The organism is Maritimimonas sp. 2205BS37-2 (assembly GCF_056591755.1).
Genome location: NZ_JBWQOI010000002.1, coordinates 969,512 through 985,885 on the forward strand (window position 1 = coordinate 969,512; position 16,374 = coordinate 985,885).

The window sequence follows — 16,374 nt, forward strand, 5'->3', positions numbered from 1 at the left end:
AGATAGCAACTTAATTTTTGAGTAAAAAGTGTTTTTAATCTGTTAAAATTTATGTTAAAAAGAAGGCTATAAAAATAAACGTTTAATAACTTATTAAGTCAAAATCTAAATGTTTACGTTCAAGGTCTGTTTTTTTCACTTTTACAATTACTTCATCACCTAATTGTAATAAGTTTTGTGTTGACTGACCTACTAGCGCATATTGTTTTTCATCGTAGATATAATAATCTTCTTTAATATCACGAATGCGCACCATACCTTCACATTTATTTTCTAGAATTTCTACATAGATTCCCCATTCTGTAACTCCAGAAATAACCCCTTTAAATTCTTGATCTTGATGATCTTGCATGTATTTTACCTGCATATATTTAATAGAGTCTCGCTCAGCTTTAGTTGCTAGTAATTCCCTATCTGAGGAGTGTTCGCAGCGTTCTTCGTAAATAGCTGCTTTAGGTGATTTTCCTCCATCTAAATAATGCTGCAATAAGCGATGTGCCATTACGTCTGGGTAACGTCTTATTGGGGACGTAAAATGTGAATAGTAATTAAATGCCAATCCATAATGCCCAATATTTTCTGTAGTATATAATGCCTTGCTCATTGACCGAATTGCTAAGGTTTCAACCATATTAGATTCAGCTTTACCGTGTACATCATTTAACAATTTGTTCAAAGAATCAGACGTCGATTCACGAGTTCGTGTATCTATTTTATATCCAAACTTACTTATTACAGATTGTAAACCAGCTAATTTTTCTGGGTTTGGTTCATCATGAACTCTATAAACAAAAGTTTTATTACTAGGCTTTCCTTTCTCTAAGCCAATAAATTCTGCAACTTTTTTATTAGCGAGTAACATAAACTCTTCTATAAGTTTATTTGCATCTTTAGTTTCCTTAAAATAAACGCCAACGGGTTCACTATTATCATCTAAATGAAATTTAACTTCTATTTTATCAAAAGTTATTGCTCCATGCTTTAATCGTTTATTACGCAATTTTTTCGCTAGCTCATCTAACTTTAAAGTAGCTTCAACAATTTCCTTATCAACCTTATATTCTTTTCCGGTTAAAGAAATTTCAGCCGGAATACTGTTTTCTTTTGTTTCAATAATAACCTGAGCTTCTTCATAAGCAAATCGTTTATCTGAATAAGTAACGGTTCTACCAAACCACTGATTTAGAACTTCTGCTTTTTCATTAAGTTCAAATACGGCCGAAAATGTTAATTTTTCTTCATTTGGTCGTAATGAGCATACTCCATTAGATAGCATTTCAGGCAACATTGGTACAACTCTATCTACTAAATATACAGAAGTAGCTCTATGATATGCCTCATCATCTAAAATAGTACCAGGTCTAACGTAATGCGATACATCAGCAATATGAATACCTACTTCATAATTACCATTTTCTAATATGGTAAAAGATAACGCATCATCAAAATCTTTAGCATCTTTAGGATCTATAGTAAAGGTTAAATCGTTACGCATATCTCTACGCTTGTTGATTTCTGCCTCGGTAATATCTATTGGTAATTGTTGTGCTGCGGTTTCAATTTCTTTTGGAAATTCATACGGTAAATTATATTCTAATAAAATAGAATGAATTTCAGTATCATGTTCACCTGGTTTACCTAATACTTGTTTTATTTTTCCAAATGGGTTCTTTGATTTTTCTGGCCAATCTGTAATTTTTGCCAATACCTTATCACCATGTTCAGCATTGCCTAGTTTACTCTTTGGTATAAAAATATCGGCATACATACTTTGATTATCCGGTAAAACAAATCCGAAGTTTTTGCTCAATTGTAAAACTCCAACAAATTCGGTTTTAGCACGTTCTAAAATCTCAATTACCTCTCCTTCAAAACGATTATTATTTCTGCGTCTATATACATAAACTTTTACCTGATCATTATCTAAACCGTTATTAAGATTAATGGAAGGAATAAATACATCATGTTCTAAATCTTCAGACATAAAATATGCATTACCACTTGAAACTACATCTAAGATTCCTGTGTAATAATGTTCATTTTGTATTATTTGGTATTTACCTCTACTAGTTTCTTTAATTCGTTCTTTTTGTTTAAGCTCTTCTAGTTTCTTTATTATTTGTTGTTTACCACTATGATCTTTTACCTCAACATGAGCTGCTATTTGTTTATAATTAAAAGATTGTGTGGAGTTTTTATTTAAAAATTTTAAGATTTTAGAAGCTAAATCTTTAATAACGCTTCCTTTTTTCTTGTAGAAGCCTTTTTTTCTTTTCGACATGTATTCTTTTATAAATTAAGTTGACTAAATGTACAAATTGCTATTTAATTATTTGTACTTTGCTTAAAGTAATCATCTTTTGTGATAGAAAATCATTGGTATATTATTGCAAATCCGGTTTCAGGTAATGGAACTGTTAAAAAGAAATGGAATACTATTGTTTCTATTCTTAATAATAATAATCTATTATTTGAATATTCTTTTACTGATTATCATCTACATGAAATACAGCTCGTTCAAAATGCTATTAAAAAAGGGTTTAGAAAATTTATAAGCATTGGTGGTGATTGCACTTTACATCATGTGGTAAACGGAATCATGTCTTATAAAAAAATAAACTGTTTTGATTTCAAAGTAGGGGTTATTCCTTTAGGAACCGGTAATGACTGGATTAAGACCTATGGAATTCCAAAAAATATTTCAAAAGCGATTTCAATAATTAAAAAAGAACAAACTGTATTACAAGATTTAGGATTAATTGAATTATTGAACAATAAACAAAAGGTTTATTTTAATAATCTTGCCGGATTGGGGTTTGATGGATTTGTTGTAAAAAATATTAATAAATTTAAAAAATTAGGCGCTTTTAGTTACCTATGGGCAACTTTAGTGAGTTTCATTAATTATAAAAAAAGTGAGCTTACTATACAGTTTAATAATAAGGAAATTAATACCACTTCACTTTTAACATTAGTTGGTATTTGTCAATATTCAGGTGGAGGAATGAAGCTCACAAAAAATGCGAATACTACCGATGGTCTATTCGACATTTCAATCGCTAAGAACTTTAGTTTACTAGCAATGATTATGAACATTCTAAAATTCTACAATGGAAAAATTGTAGAACATAAAAATGTAGAAACCTATAAAACTTCCTATATAAATATTACAAGTAATTCTAAAGAAACATATATTCAAGCTGATGGAGAACTCATTGGTACTAAAAGCTTTACAGCAAAAATTATACCTAGAAGCTTGCAATTTGTAATTCCATAAAAATATAATTTAGAATTCGTCTACTAAGCCAGCTACCATTCTAATTCTATTATTACCTCTATCCACTATATATAAGTTATTTTGAGCATCAAAAGCAATTCCAGTAGGATTCGCTAATTTAGCATTAATAGCTAATCCACCATCACCAGAAAAACCAGATTTTCCTGTTCCTACAACGGTAGTAATGAATCCGGTTTTCGCATCAACCTTTCGAATTCTATTATTTCCTCGATCAACGATATATAAATTATCATTTTTATCAATTGCTAATCCTAACGGATTTGATAGTTTAGCTCTATTGGCAACAACAGCTTCTCCAGAAAAACCTGTTCTTCCTGTTCCAGCAAGTGTAGTAATAATACCTGTTTCTAAGTTAATTCTTCTAACACGTTCATTCCCACTATCAGAAACAAATAAGTTTCCTTTAGAATCTATAGCGAGCCCTGTAGGATTCGCTAACTTGGCATTACCTGCTTTACCTCCATCACCAGAAAAACCGGCTTCTCCGGTTCCTGCAAAATTTGAAATTTCTCCACTCGCAAAATCAACACGTCTAATTCTATTTTCACCTATAACAGAAACATACATATTACCTTCATTATCAAATACCATATTAAAAGGACCAGATAAATCAGAATCAATATTTGGCTGCTCTTTTTCAGACTTTTTTCCAACCAACGTCATGGCACTACCAGAATCAACATTAACTCTTCTTATTCTTAGATTGGATAATTCGGCTATATATAAATTTTTATCTTTATCAACCACAATCCCTGTTGGATCTTTTAAAGCATCAACAGAAAATTTATCTTCATTTCTAACAACAGTAGATATAATACCGGTTTTAGCATCTACTTTTCGAACACTGTTATTATATGTATCGGCTATATAAATATTCTGTTCTTCATCTAAGGTAAGGTTAAAAGGTAAGTTTAATCGGGCATTTGTAGCTTTATCACCATCACCGGAAAAACCTGTCTTACCATTTCCTACTACTGTTGTGATTTTTTGACCGTAAATAAAGATAGTACATAGTAAGGATACCATTAATAGGTAATTTCTTTTCATAACCAAATAATTAAATAGTTTGTAGCAAAGGCTAAAATACAACTTAAATCTTAAAATTTTCTTAAAAAAAGTGTAACAGAAATGTTAAAGGCTCGTCTATAATGAAAAGGAAGTACCTAAAAAATGAAAAACTTCTATAAAATAGTAATAGCATTTATTCTTGTTTTCTGCGCTGGTTTTTTAATCAGTTATTTTACTATTTCTTCAACACTTAATGAAGACACTACTAAGGTATCTATTACTAAAGTTTCTTCTTCCCTTATTCAAAACACAACAAAGGTTAGCTAATAAGTTTTTAACAATATTAATTATAACTATTAGGTTATTTTAAAATTTTAAAAAAGTTATGGTAGTTATTATAGCTTGTTAATTTGTGCAATAAAAAAATGATCTTTTATTTTGATTTTTCACTTTTAAAAAAGAATCAACAGTAATTAACATTTACTTTTTTTTTAACTAGTTTAAAATCAATGTAATTTTTTACCTTATTAACAAAGTATTAATAACGTTTATAAACACTATTTTTTAATAATTGATGAATAATAAACTGTTTATAAGTCTTCTTTTTTATGTTTATAATTAATCCTTAAAATCTCAAAAGATAATTTGGTTTTATCATTATAATATTTGTATTGGAAATAAAATTTATATCTCAAAATTTAATTATAAGATTTAGTAGTTATTTTGTTAACATTCTCTTAACTCACACATACCTTTGATTTTTACAGACTTATAAAATAAGATTAACAATCATACTAATTTCTGTTTATAACCTACATTTATTGTAACTTTGTTAAGGTAAATTAACTAGTTATGAAGACAATAGCCATTGGTAATGATCATGCCGGAACTGCTTATAAATTTGAGATAGTAAAGTTATTAGAAAAGAAGGGAATAAAGGTTGTAAACTATGGTACTGATAAAGAAGATAGTGTAGATTACCCTGACTTTATTCATCCGGTCGCTAATGCAGTTGAAAATGATGAAGCTGAACTTGGAATTATTATTTGTGGCAGCGGTAATGGTGCCCAAATTACTGCTAATAAACATCAAGGTATTCGAGCGGCTTTGTGTTGGAACAATGAATTGGTTGCACTTGCACGTCAACATAATAATGCAAATGTATTAAGTATACCTGCACGATTTGTATCTGTTTACCAAGCTATGGCATTTGTTGAAATATTTTTAACTACAGAATTTGAAGGTGGTCGCCATCAAAATAGAGTGGAGAAAATTACTGCTTGTTAAAAATGAAATGGTATTGTAAAACATTTCAAGAATTATCACTTTCTGAATTTCACTATATTTTACAATTAAGGATTGATGTTTTTGTTGTAGAACAAAAATGTGCTTATCGTGAGCTAGATGGTAAAGACAAAAAAGCATTTCACTTATTTGCTTTTGATGAGAACGATGTAGAAAAAATAATTGCTTATTCTCGCATTTTTAAACCAGGAGACTATTACCAAGAAGCTGCTTTTGGTAGAATAGCTATCCACCCAGATGATAGAGGAAAGAAATTAGGAAATATACTTGTTCAAAAAACAGTAGACTTTATTACAAAAGAATTAGATAGCGCTTCAATTAGAATAAGTGCTCAAACATACTTAAAAAAGTTCTATGAATCTTTTGGTTTTAAACAAATAAGCGACGAATATTTAGATGATGGTATTCCACATATAGATATGTTGCTAAATTAAATAACCTATAACTTTCACAATAGAATTAACCAAATGATTCAATCATATAAGAAAAAACCAGTTTTAAAAGAAAAGTATGATGTAATTATAATTGGATCGGGCATAGGCAGTTTAACTACTGGAGCAATTTTAGCTAAACAAGGCAAAACAGTATTGATTCTAGAACGCCATTATGCAGCTGGCGGATTTACACATATTTTTAAAAGAAAAGGATATGAATGGGATGTTGGTGTTCATTATATAGGTGAAGTACAAAAGGAAAAAAGCATTGTAAAAAGACTATTCGATTATATTACTAATAGCCAGTTGAAATGGGCTGATATGGGTGATGTTTATGATAAAATTATTATTGGTGATAAAGAATATGATTTTAGAAAAGGTGTTCAAAATTTTAAAGATCAAATACATGAATATTTTCCTAGTGAAAAACGAGCTATTGATACGTATGTGAACTTGGTTTTTTCAGCAAACAAGGCGAGTAAAAATTTTTATTTAGAAAAAACTTTATCGTTCTTACCTAGTAAAATTATAGGAGGTTTTTTGAGAAGAAAATACCGTAGGTATTCAGATAAAACTACCTACGAAGTATTACGTTCTTTAACTTCAAATGAACAACTAATTAAGGTACTATCTGGTCAATATGGAGATTACGGTCTCGCACCTAAAAAAAGTAGCTTTTCAATGCATGCAGCAGTAGCCAGACATTATTTTAGTGGTGCAAGTTTTCCGATAGGCGGTTCCTCTAAAATTACCGAAACAATTTTACCAATTATACATAAATCAGGTGGTGCGGTTTTAATAAGTGCTGAAGTAGATGAGGTTCTTATTGAAAGAAATAAAGCTAAAGGTGTCCGAATGAAAGATGGTAAACAATTTTATGCAGAACACATAGTAAGTGGTGCAGGAATTTTTACTACTTATACTAAATTGATACCTAAAGAAATAGCTTTGAAGTATAATTTTATGAATAAACTAAAACAGATTAATCGCTCTGTTTCACATGGATGTTTATATGTAGGATTAAAAGGCTCTCCAAAAGATCTCAAATTACCAAAGACCAATTATTGGATTTATCCTGAAGATCTGGGTCATGATGAATGTATTTCTAGATTTGTTAAAGATATTAATCAACCTTTTCCAGTAGTTTATATCTCTTTTCCATCCGCTAAGGACCCAAATTGGGAAAATAGATACCCAGATAGAAGTACTATTGATATAATTACACTATTACCATATGAGCCTTTTGAAAATTGGTCAGATACAAGTTGGAAAAAACGAGGACAAGACTATGAAGATTTTAAAGAACAAATTGCACAGCGTTTATTAAAAGAACTTTATAAGCATATTCCTCAAACAGAAGGTAAAGTAGATTATTATGAACTTTCAACACCGCTTACAACAAAGCATTTTATAAATTACGATAAAGGTGAGATTTACGGACTAGATCACTCCCCTAAAAGGTTTAGACAAAAATTCTTAAGGCCTAAAACCCCGATTAAAAACCTCTATTTAACTGGCCAAGATATTGTAACTGCAGGCGTTGCGTCCGCTTTATTTTCAGGAGTACTTACCGCAAGTGTTATCTCCAGGAAAAATGTACTAAAGAAAATTATGAAGAATTGATAATAAATCGGTTTTTTACTAAATAAAAACGAAAATTCATTAAAGTTCTTTTTGTACATTAGCACATCTTATTTTATAATTTTTTTAAGCAAGATTTATGGCAGAAGACAAAGAAAAAACGGCAAAACTTAAAGCACTTCAATTAACATTAGATAAACTTGATAAAACCTATGGTAAAGGATCTGTAATGCGTCTTGGTGATGATGTTTCAGAAGAGATAGATGCAATATCGTCAGGTTCTTTAGGTTTAGACTTAGCCCTTGGAGTTGGAGGATATCCCAGAGGAAGAGTTATTGAAATTTACGGCCCTGAATCTTCAGGTAAAACAACATTAACGTTGCATGCAATTGCTGAGGCACAGAAAGCTGGAGGTATCGCAGCCTTTATTGATGCAGAACACGCTTTCGATAGGTTTTATGCTGAAAAATTAGGTATTGAAATAGCTGATTTAATAATCTCTCAACCGGATCATGGAGAACAAGCTCTAGAAATTGCTGATAATTTAATCCGATCGGGAGCAGTAGATATAGTTGTAATTGATTCTGTTGCTGCTTTAACTCCTAAAAGCGAAATAGAAGGAGAGATGGGAGACTCAAAAATGGGATTACATGCCCGGTTAATGTCGCAGGCACTTCGTAAGCTAACTAGTACCATTAGTAAAACTAATTGTACAGTTATTTTTATTAATCAATTGCGTGAAAAAATAGGCGTAATGTTTGGTAATCCAGAAACAACAACAGGTGGTAATGCTTTAAAATTCTATGCTTCTGTGCGCTTAGATATTCGCAGAAGAACGCAAATTAAAGATGGAGATAGAGTAATTGGTAATAGTACTAAAGTAAAAGTAGTGAAGAATAAAGTGGCTCCGCCATTTCAAACTACAGAATTCGACATCATGTATGGAGAAGGTATTTCTAAAGTAGGAGAAATCTTGGATCTAGGAGTTGAATACGGAATTATCAAAAAAAGCGGCTCTTGGTTTAGTTATAATGACACCAAATTAGGCCAGGGTAGAGACGCGGTAAAATCATTAATTAAAGACAACCCAGAACTCGCAGAAGAATTAGAAGAAAAAATAATCAAAGAAATAGGCTAAAAAATTCTACTTATTAAAAAATAAAAAACCTGCTCAATTCTGAGCAGGTTTTTTTTATCTATAATTAATTTCTAAATAAAATTTATTTATTTACAACTTGAATGTATTTCTCTAAAGCCATAGTCATAGATGGTGTCTCTGGAGTGGGAGCAGCAATATCTACACGTAACCCATGCTCTTCAGCAGCTTTTACCGTAGTATTACCAAATACGGCGATTCTGGTTTTGTTTTGTTCAAAATCAGGGAAATTCTCAAATAATGATTGAATACCAGAAGGACTAAAGAATACTAAAATATCGTAGTATACATTCTTTAAATCAGAAAGATCGCTAACTACAGTTCTATACATAATTGCTCTTTTCCAATCTACCTCTAATTCATCTAAGATTTGAGGGACGATGGACTTAAGCTTATCAGATGATGGCAATAAAAATTTTTCGTTTTTATGCTTCTTAATCTGCTTTGTTAAATCTTGAAATGTACGTTCACCAACATAAATCTTACGCTTTCTATACACTACATACTTTTGTAAATAATAGGCCACTGCCTCAGACTGGCAAAAGTATTTCATGTCATCAGGTACTTTAAAACGCATTTCTTCAGCTAACCTAAAGTAATTATCTACTGCATTTCTACTAGTAAAAATAACCGCTGTAAAATTAGAGAAATCAATTTTTTGATTTCTTACCTCTCTTGCACTTTCACCTTCTACATGAATAAAAGATCGAAAATCGATTTTTACTTTTTGTTTTTCCGATAAGTTGAAATAAGGAGATGGCTTATCTTGACTTGGTGCAGGTTGAGAAACTAAAATGGTTTTAACTTTCATACTCTTCATTAATTTTAGTTTTTACAAAATAAATAGCCTATATAACAAGATGATAGGTGCTATTTCGAGGGCGCAAAGGTACAAAATAAAATAGAATAATCGCCCTAATATCATCTTTTGGTTGTTTTTTATAATGAGAGCATAATAGAAAAGTAATAAAACTACAGCTACAATAAACACAAAAAATGAAAAATTGACAGAATTATACTGCACGTAATAAGAAAAAAGTAATAAAGGAAAAATAAGGAGACAAAAGTTACTTAGATAACTCATTTTTAGATAGGTAACATATTCAAACTCTTTTTCTTTTTCAAAAAGGAGCGCTAATAACTTTCCTATAAAAAAACGTAAAACGAAAAATGTAAAAACTCCAGCTAGAATGGTAAGAAAAAATGTAATTTCTAATTCTCTAGCTACAGAATTATAAGCCTTTATTCCAATAAAAATGGTTAATGCAAAGGTTAAAACTTGTATTATACTAAAAACAATATGAAAAGAATTCACCAAGATAGGTGTTTGCTTTTGGTATAATACCAAATAATTTCGAGAGTATATTAACGAAAAAAGCTTTGAAAACCGATCATTATTGAGGTATTTCGAAAGCGCGAATAAAGCAAACAACACAGTAAAAATAATGGTAATCCAATCTTTGGTAAATACAAAACGTTCTGTAGCTTCTATCATTAAAATATACTGCATTTATGCGAGGAATCTTAACACAAAATTAGCAATTAAAAGTTTTATCTTTGCCAACTAAATTTAGATTAATGCAAGATACTCTTGTAATTATCCCGACATACAACGAAAAAGACAACATAGAACGCATTGTCAATGCAGTCTTTTCACAAGAAAAAGGGTTCGATGTTTTGATAGTCGATGACAATTCGCCAGATGGTACTTCAACTATTGTAAAAAAATTACAGAAAGAGTATGCTAACAGGCTGTTTTTAGAGGTAAGAACAAATAAAAAGGGGTTAGGAACTGCTTATATTCATGGGTTTAAATGGGCATTAAAAAAAACATATCAATATGTAATAGAAATGGATGCCGATTTTTCTCATAACCCAGAAGATTTAGTTAGACTATATAATTCTTGTAAAGAGAACGATAATGATGTATCGGTAGGTTCACGCTATGTAGACAACCAAGTGAATGTAGTTAATTGGGATATAAAACGCCTCTTACTTTCTTATTTTGCCTCACGTTATGTACGATTTATAACAAGAATACCAATTAATGATACTACAGCAGGATTTGTTTGCTATAAACGAAAAGTATTAGAAACCATTAATCTTGAAAAAATAAAATTTATCGGATATGCTTTCCAGATTGAAATGAAATTCAAGGCCTGGAAACATGGATTTAAGATAAAAGAAATACCTGTAATCTTCACAGATAGAAAATATGGTACTTCTAAAATGAATGGCAAAATTATTAATGAAGCCGTTTTTGGTGTTATTAAAATGAGATTAAAAGGATTACCTAAATAATGAAAAAGAAGCTAATTAAAAACGCAACAATTGTTAATGAAGGTAAAACCTTTGTGGCAGATATATTAATTGAAGATGAATTCATAAGAAAAATTGCTACTTCGGTTGAAGATTCTGAAGCCGAGATTATTGATGCAAAAGGCAGACTAGTATTACCAGGTGCTATTGATGATCAAGTACATTTTAGAGAGCCAGGACTTACACATAAGGCCACAATAGAAACAGAAAGTAGAGCCGCTGTAGCCGGAGGAATTACAACTTTTATTGAGATGCCAAATACGGTTCCTCAAGCGACTACTCAAAAATTACTAGAAGAAAAATTTGATAACGCTTCAAAAACCTCTTATGCAAATTACTCATTTATGTTTGGAGGCACTAATGATAATTTGGACGAATTATTAAAAACGGACCCTAAAAAGGTTGCTGCAATTAAATTATTTTTAGGATCATCAACAGGTAATATGTTAGTGGATGATGAAGACGTTTTACGAAAAATATTTTCATCAACAAAAATGGTTATTGCAGTACATTGTGAAGATGAAGCTACGATCCGTAAGAATCTAGCGGAAGCTAAAGAAAAATATGGCGATGATATTCCTATTGAATTACACCCTAAAATACGTAGTGAAGAGGCCTGTTATCTGTCATCATCAAAAGCAATTGCTTTAGCTAAAGAAACAGGTGCTCGTTTACATGTATTCCACTTATCTACGGCGAAAGAAACAGAATTGTTTGACAATAATATTCCGTTAGAGGAAAAACAGATTACGGTAGAGGTTTGTACGCATCATTTATGGTTCGATGATTCGTATTACAAAGAAAAAGGAACACATATAAAATGGAATCCAGCAGTTAAGACCAAAGCAGATAAAGAAGGCTTATGGAAGGCCCTGCTAGATGATAGAATAGATGTGTTAGCAACAGATCATGCGCCACATACTTTAGAAGAAAAAGCGCAAGTTTATACAAAAGCGCCCAGCGGAGGCCCTTTAGTACAACACGCTTTATTAGCCATGTTAGAGGCAAATAAGCAAGGTAAAATTACTTTAGAAAAACTGGTTGAAAAAATGTGTCATAATCCGGCTACACTTTTTCAGATAGAAAAACGAGGATTTATCAAAGAAGGTTTTTATGCCGATTTGGTTTTAGTAGATCCAGATCAACCACAAACAGTTGCGAAAGAAAATATTCTATATAAATGTAACTGGTCTCCTTTTGAAGGAACCACCTTTCATTCAACGATTACTCATACCTTTGTTAATGGAAACTTAATCTACAATCAAGGTGAATTTAATGACGCAATTAAAGGAAAACGATTAACTTTTAACCGCTAATGTTACGTATTCTTAGAATAATATCAATTTTTTTAATGGTTGCTTGCACGAGTAGAACCATTTATAAAAAACCAAAAGACCTTATACCAAAAGATAAAATGGTTGATTTATGGGCAGATCTCTATATTGCCAATGGAGCACGTGCGGTAAAAAATAAAAGACTTGAGCGTAAGATCAACTATATGCCCTTTATTTTTGAAAAATATAAGATTGATAGTGCACGATTTATGCGAAGTAATATTTATTATACTTCAAAAATTGAAGTCTATGAAGAACTATTTAAGAGCGTAGAACTTAAGATTAAAAATTTACGTGATACCTACGATCCGGATATGGCCGATATAGACAGTAATTTGCCAATTTGGAAGCGTGATTCTATTAGAAAAGCTCGAAAATTAAAAAAAGAAGAAATGCCTGAAGAGCTACGAGAAAAAAAATTACCAGTTAAAAAGGAAGATTAATTTATACTTTCTTTTGTGTAAATTTTGCATACTCGTTTTATTACTTCATCTATTGGTGTAAACTTTATATCAATAGCTTCGGTTACTTTTTTTGAACTGTAATAACTAATATGATATCCAGATCTCGCATTGTACTTGGTTAATAACCGCTCCTTACCTGTTAAAAAGCTCTTTAACCAATCTAATCGCCAAGCAAGTTCGCTCATCCACTTTTTTGCTTTTATAGAAGGTTGTTTTGCTGATAGCCCATCAGCAATTTCATCTAAAACACGTTTAAATTTTAAGTTCTCAGCTACCAAAATAAAACGCTCGTTTTTTATGGCACTTTGCATTAAGATTAACATGCTGCTTACTACGTCGTTTATACCTATAAATCCTGTAATACCTTCTGTATAATATTTAAATCCATTGGCAACAGAAGAAAATAATTTGCCAGAACCCGTATTCCATAATCCCGGCCCTAAAATAACGCCTGGATTTACAATTATCACATTTAAGTCTTCTTGTGATGCTCGCCATACCTCCATTTCAGCACCGTATTTGGTAATAGCATATCCATGATGCCTTTGCTCAGGATTCCATTCATTTTCTTCTGTGATAAATTGGTGATCGGGCCTTTCATCTATAGTAGCGATAGAGCTAACAAAACAAAATTTTTCTACAGCATTTTCAATAGAGAGGTTTACAAGGTTGGCGGTTCCTTTAATATTAATATTACGAAGTTTATAATAATCTTTTGCATTAAAAGAAATCATGGCAGCACAATGATAAACCTGTTTAAAGCGGTCTTTAAAAACTTTTTTTAGAGAAGTGATATCGATAATATCTGCTTGTTTCCAAGTAATTTTTGAAAATAAAACCTCAGCATCGTTTGAATAATAGTTAAAAACTCGTTTAACAGCTTGTAGATTGCTCGATTTTCTATGAATGGCAACTACAGTTTCGTTTTGTTGTATGAGTTGATACAGTAAATGAGAACCAACTAAACCTGTACCTCCGGTAACTAAAATCATGAAACGAATTTAGTCTTTTTTCTATTTGTCTTTTATCTTAGTTGTTATAAATATATCTTTGCCCAAAATTTAATGAAATGACCAAGAATTTAGTAGAAGAATTACAGTGGAGAGGTATGATACATGACATAATGCCTGGTACTGAAGAACAACTACAAAAAGAGATGACTACGGCATATATTGGTTTTGACCCTACTTCAGACTCTTTACATATAGGCAGTTTAGTGCCAATAATTCTACTAAAACATATCTATAACAGCGGACATAAGCCTATTGCATTAGTAGGAGGGGCAACAGGGATGATCGGTGACCCTTCTGGGAAATCAGATGAGAGAAACTTGCTTAATGAAGAGGCGTTGGCCAAAAACGTTGAAGGTATAAGAAATACATTAGCTCGTTTTCTTGATTTTAACGCTGACACGAAGAATGCGCCCATTTTAGTCAATAATTATGATTGGATGAAAGACTTTACCTTCATAGAGTTTGCACGGGATGTAGGTAAAAGAATAACGGTAAACTATATGATGGCGAAAGATTCAGTTAAAAATCGTATTTCTGGCGAAGCAGGATCTGGGATGAGCTTTACAGAGTTTACATATCAGCTAATTCAAGGATACGACTTCTATCATCTGCATAAAGAACATAATTGCTTGTTACAAATGGGAGGTTCAGATCAATGGGGTAATATTACCACAGGCACAGAATTGGTGCGAAGAATGAATGCTCCCGAAGAGGCCAAAGCTTTTGCGATGACGTGTCCGCTAATTACAAAAGCTGATGGTTCTAAATTCGGTAAATCTGAAGGTGGTAATGTTTGGTTAGATGCTGATAAGACTTCTGTATATAAATTTTATCAGTTTTGGCTAAATACTAGCGATGAAGATGCTGAAAAATACATTAAGATCTTTACTTTTTTAGATAAAACAACCATCGAAAATTTAATAGCTGAGCATAAAGAAACACCTCATATACGCGCTTTACAGAAAAAACTGGCCGAAGAAGTTACTACATTGGTACATACTAAAGAAGCGCTAGAAAAGGCAATAGCTGCCTCTAATATACTCTTCGGTAGGTCTACTGCTGAAGATTTAAAAAACTTAGATGAACAAACTTTTTTAGATGTTTTTAATGGTGTGCCTCAAGCAACCGTTTCAAAAAGTGATATTGATGCCGGATTGGATATGATTGGTGCTTTGGCAGCAAAAACAAACTTTTTGAATTCAAATGGTGAAGCACGACGTGCTTTAAAAGAAAATAGTATTTCTGTTAATAAAGAAAAAGTAAAAGAAGATTACTTAATTACTGAGAAAGATTTAATAGCAGATAAATATGTGCTTTTACAGCGTGGTAAAAAGAGCTATTTCTTATTAAACGTAGAGAATTAAGCTAAATTTTAGTGTTTAAAAACAAACTAATCGGTTTGTTTTAAGCGTAAAAGTTGAATTTTTAGCACTTAATTAAAAACCAAATAGTATTTCGCCGAAATTAATAACAACCTGAACCATAATTCAGGTTGTTATTAATTATATAAGCCTCAAATAGCGTTTAATTTATTAAACAAACCTATGAATTGCTATATCTGCATTATTTTGAAATGAATGGTTACCTAAATCTTTCCAAATGGCACTTTGATTTATTACTGACCCGGTTAATACATTTTCTTTACTAGCATAAAACACACCACTTTTGAATCTTGGATTATTGATACCCTCAACAAAGCGCTTAGCCCCCTCTTTTACAGAATGAGACATTCCTAATAAAGGCATAATTAATTTCATTCCAATATGTTTTAAGAATATTCTTTTTATAAGAGGTAGGTCATCCATACCATTTGTACCACGAGTTCCTCCTGGACTCATACTTATAAATTTAATATTAGGATGCTTTTTAGCCATACTACTCATCCAAAGAGTCCCTCCATATTTAATCCATCCATAAACCTGAAAAGGATCAAAATTTCCTTTAAACTTCGCTCCATTAAAAATAGAAACGAATTCTTCTATGGAATTCTCATCTAAATTTGGACGCTTCATCCCCATCTTTTTAACACCTCTGGCAGCTTCAGAACTGGCAAATAAGGCCACATTATTAAGCTTATTATGTTTGATCAACTCATCAAGAAGTACAACATGCCCTAAAAGATTACTAGCTGTTAACTCGGTTACCCCATCTTTTGTTAGTTTTTCGGGCGTTTTTCCACCAGTTCCCCCGGCATTCATTATTAAAGCATCGATCGAGTTAGGCAGTTGTAGAACAGCGCGCTTAACGGTTTCTGGTTTTGACACATCTAGAATTAAGATTTCAAAAATAACTCTTCCTGTAGCTTCAATTAATTCTCTTTTTGCGACTTCTGCTTTTTCTAAATTTCTACAAGCTAAATAAATTATTTCAGTTTCTTTTAGTAGAGCTAGTTGTCTTGCGGTTTCTTTACCTATTCCGGCATTTGCTCCTGTTATTAATATTGACTTATTCATTTTTTAAAT

At 31.5% G+C, this 16,374-nt stretch carries 15 protein-coding genes; 9 read left to right on the forward strand and 6 right to left on the reverse strand.

Annotated features, from left to right (window positions below; genetic code table 11):
* Positions 1-82 precede the first annotated feature (82 nt).
* On the reverse strand, positions 83-2,281 hold the full coding sequence (rnr, locus tag AC1EUU_RS11710) for a ribonuclease R (protein WP_480201609.1): 2,199 nt from the start codon (positions 2,279-2,281) through the stop codon (positions 83-85).
* A gap of 81 nt (positions 2,282-2,362) precedes the next feature.
* Here rnr and AC1EUU_RS11715 point away from each other — a divergent pair, with 81 nt between their 5' ends.
* On the forward strand, positions 2,363-3,277 hold the full coding sequence (locus tag AC1EUU_RS11715; protein WP_480201610.1) for a diacylglycerol/lipid kinase family protein: 915 nt from the start codon (positions 2,363-2,365) through the stop codon (positions 3,275-3,277).
* Between the two features lie 9 nt (positions 3,278-3,286).
* Here the strand turns inward: AC1EUU_RS11715 and AC1EUU_RS11720 are convergent, their stop codons facing one another.
* Entirely contained in the window at positions 3,287-4,345 is a 1,059-nt protein-coding gene (locus AC1EUU_RS11720) for an NHL domain-containing protein (RefSeq protein ID WP_480201611.1), read from the reverse strand.
* Positions 4,346-5,158: 813 nt separating this feature from the next.
* Between AC1EUU_RS11720 and rpiB the strand changes: the two genes are divergently transcribed.
* The 4 genes from rpiB to recA all read left to right on the forward strand — a co-directional run bounded on the left by rpiB (position 5,159) and on the right by recA (position 8,764).
* On the forward strand, positions 5,159-5,593 hold the full coding sequence (gene rpiB, locus AC1EUU_RS11725) for a ribose 5-phosphate isomerase B (protein ID WP_480201612.1): 435 nt from the start codon (positions 5,159-5,161) through the stop codon (positions 5,591-5,593).
* A gap of 2 nt (positions 5,594-5,595) precedes the next feature.
* Positions 5,596-6,045 (forward strand): GNAT family N-acetyltransferase, encoded by a 450-nt coding sequence (locus tag AC1EUU_RS11730; RefSeq protein WP_480201613.1) that lies wholly within the window; start codon positions 5,596-5,598, stop codon positions 6,043-6,045.
* Between the two features lie 33 nt (positions 6,046-6,078).
* Entirely contained in the window at positions 6,079-7,668 is a 1,590-nt protein-coding gene (locus AC1EUU_RS11735; protein WP_480201614.1) for a phytoene desaturase family protein, read from the forward strand.
* A gap of 97 nt (positions 7,669-7,765) precedes the next feature.
* Positions 7,766-8,764: a recombinase RecA gene (gene recA / locus AC1EUU_RS11740; RefSeq protein WP_480201615.1), complete on the forward strand. Its 999-nt coding sequence runs from the start codon at positions 7,766-7,768 to the stop codon at positions 8,762-8,764.
* An 82-nt stretch (positions 8,765-8,846) separates the two neighbouring features.
* Here the strand turns inward: recA and AC1EUU_RS11745 are convergent, their stop codons facing one another.
* Both AC1EUU_RS11745 and AC1EUU_RS11750 read right to left on the reverse strand, forming a co-directional pair.
* Positions 8,847-9,593, reverse strand: a complete 747-nt coding sequence (locus AC1EUU_RS11745) for a uroporphyrinogen-III synthase (RefSeq protein ID WP_480201858.1) — start codon at positions 9,591-9,593, stop codon at positions 8,847-8,849.
* A 21-nt stretch (positions 9,594-9,614) separates the two neighbouring features.
* The gene (locus AC1EUU_RS11750) at positions 9,615-10,292 is read right to left on the reverse strand and encodes a DUF4271 domain-containing protein (RefSeq protein WP_480201616.1); all 678 of its coding nucleotides are present in this window, start codon (positions 10,290-10,292) and stop codon (positions 9,615-9,617) included.
* Positions 10,293-10,360: 68 nt separating this feature from the next.
* Here AC1EUU_RS11750 and AC1EUU_RS11755 point away from each other — a divergent pair, with 68 nt between their 5' ends.
* From AC1EUU_RS11755 to AC1EUU_RS11765, 3 genes are read left to right on the forward strand one after another with little or no spacing between them, the layout of a single operon-like run.
* On the forward strand, positions 10,361-11,083 hold the full coding sequence (locus tag AC1EUU_RS11755) for a polyprenol monophosphomannose synthase (protein WP_480201617.1): 723 nt from the start codon (positions 10,361-10,363) through the stop codon (positions 11,081-11,083).
* Entirely contained in the window at positions 11,083-12,417 is a 1,335-nt protein-coding gene (locus AC1EUU_RS11760) for a dihydroorotase (protein ID WP_480201618.1), read from the forward strand. Before AC1EUU_RS11755 ends, AC1EUU_RS11760 begins: the two co-directional genes overlap by 1 nt.
* Positions 12,417-12,878: a DUF4296 domain-containing protein gene (locus AC1EUU_RS11765; RefSeq protein ID WP_480201619.1), complete on the forward strand. Its 462-nt coding sequence runs from the start codon at positions 12,417-12,419 to the stop codon at positions 12,876-12,878. The genes AC1EUU_RS11760 and AC1EUU_RS11765 overlap by 1 nt, the downstream gene beginning before the upstream one ends.
* Here the strand turns inward: AC1EUU_RS11765 and AC1EUU_RS11770 are convergent.
* On the reverse strand, positions 12,875-13,891 hold the full coding sequence (locus tag AC1EUU_RS11770; RefSeq protein ID WP_480201620.1) for an NAD-dependent epimerase/dehydratase family protein: 1,017 nt from the start codon (positions 13,889-13,891) through the stop codon (positions 12,875-12,877). The two genes, AC1EUU_RS11765 and AC1EUU_RS11770, sit on opposite strands and share 4 nt — an antisense overlap.
* A gap of 77 nt (positions 13,892-13,968) precedes the next feature.
* On the opposite strand from AC1EUU_RS11770, the gene tyrS reads away from it, so the two are divergent.
* A complete protein-coding gene (gene tyrS / locus AC1EUU_RS11775; RefSeq protein WP_480201621.1) occupies positions 13,969-15,276 on the forward strand; it encodes a tyrosine--tRNA ligase in 1,308 nt (435 codons plus the stop codon).
* Positions 15,277-15,444: 168 nt separating this feature from the next.
* Here tyrS and AC1EUU_RS11780 read toward each other — a convergent pair whose 3' ends face one another.
* Positions 15,445-16,365, reverse strand: a complete 921-nt coding sequence (locus AC1EUU_RS11780) for an SDR family NAD(P)-dependent oxidoreductase (RefSeq protein ID WP_480201622.1) — start codon at positions 16,363-16,365, stop codon at positions 15,445-15,447.
* Positions 16,366-16,374: the final 9 nt, after the last annotated feature.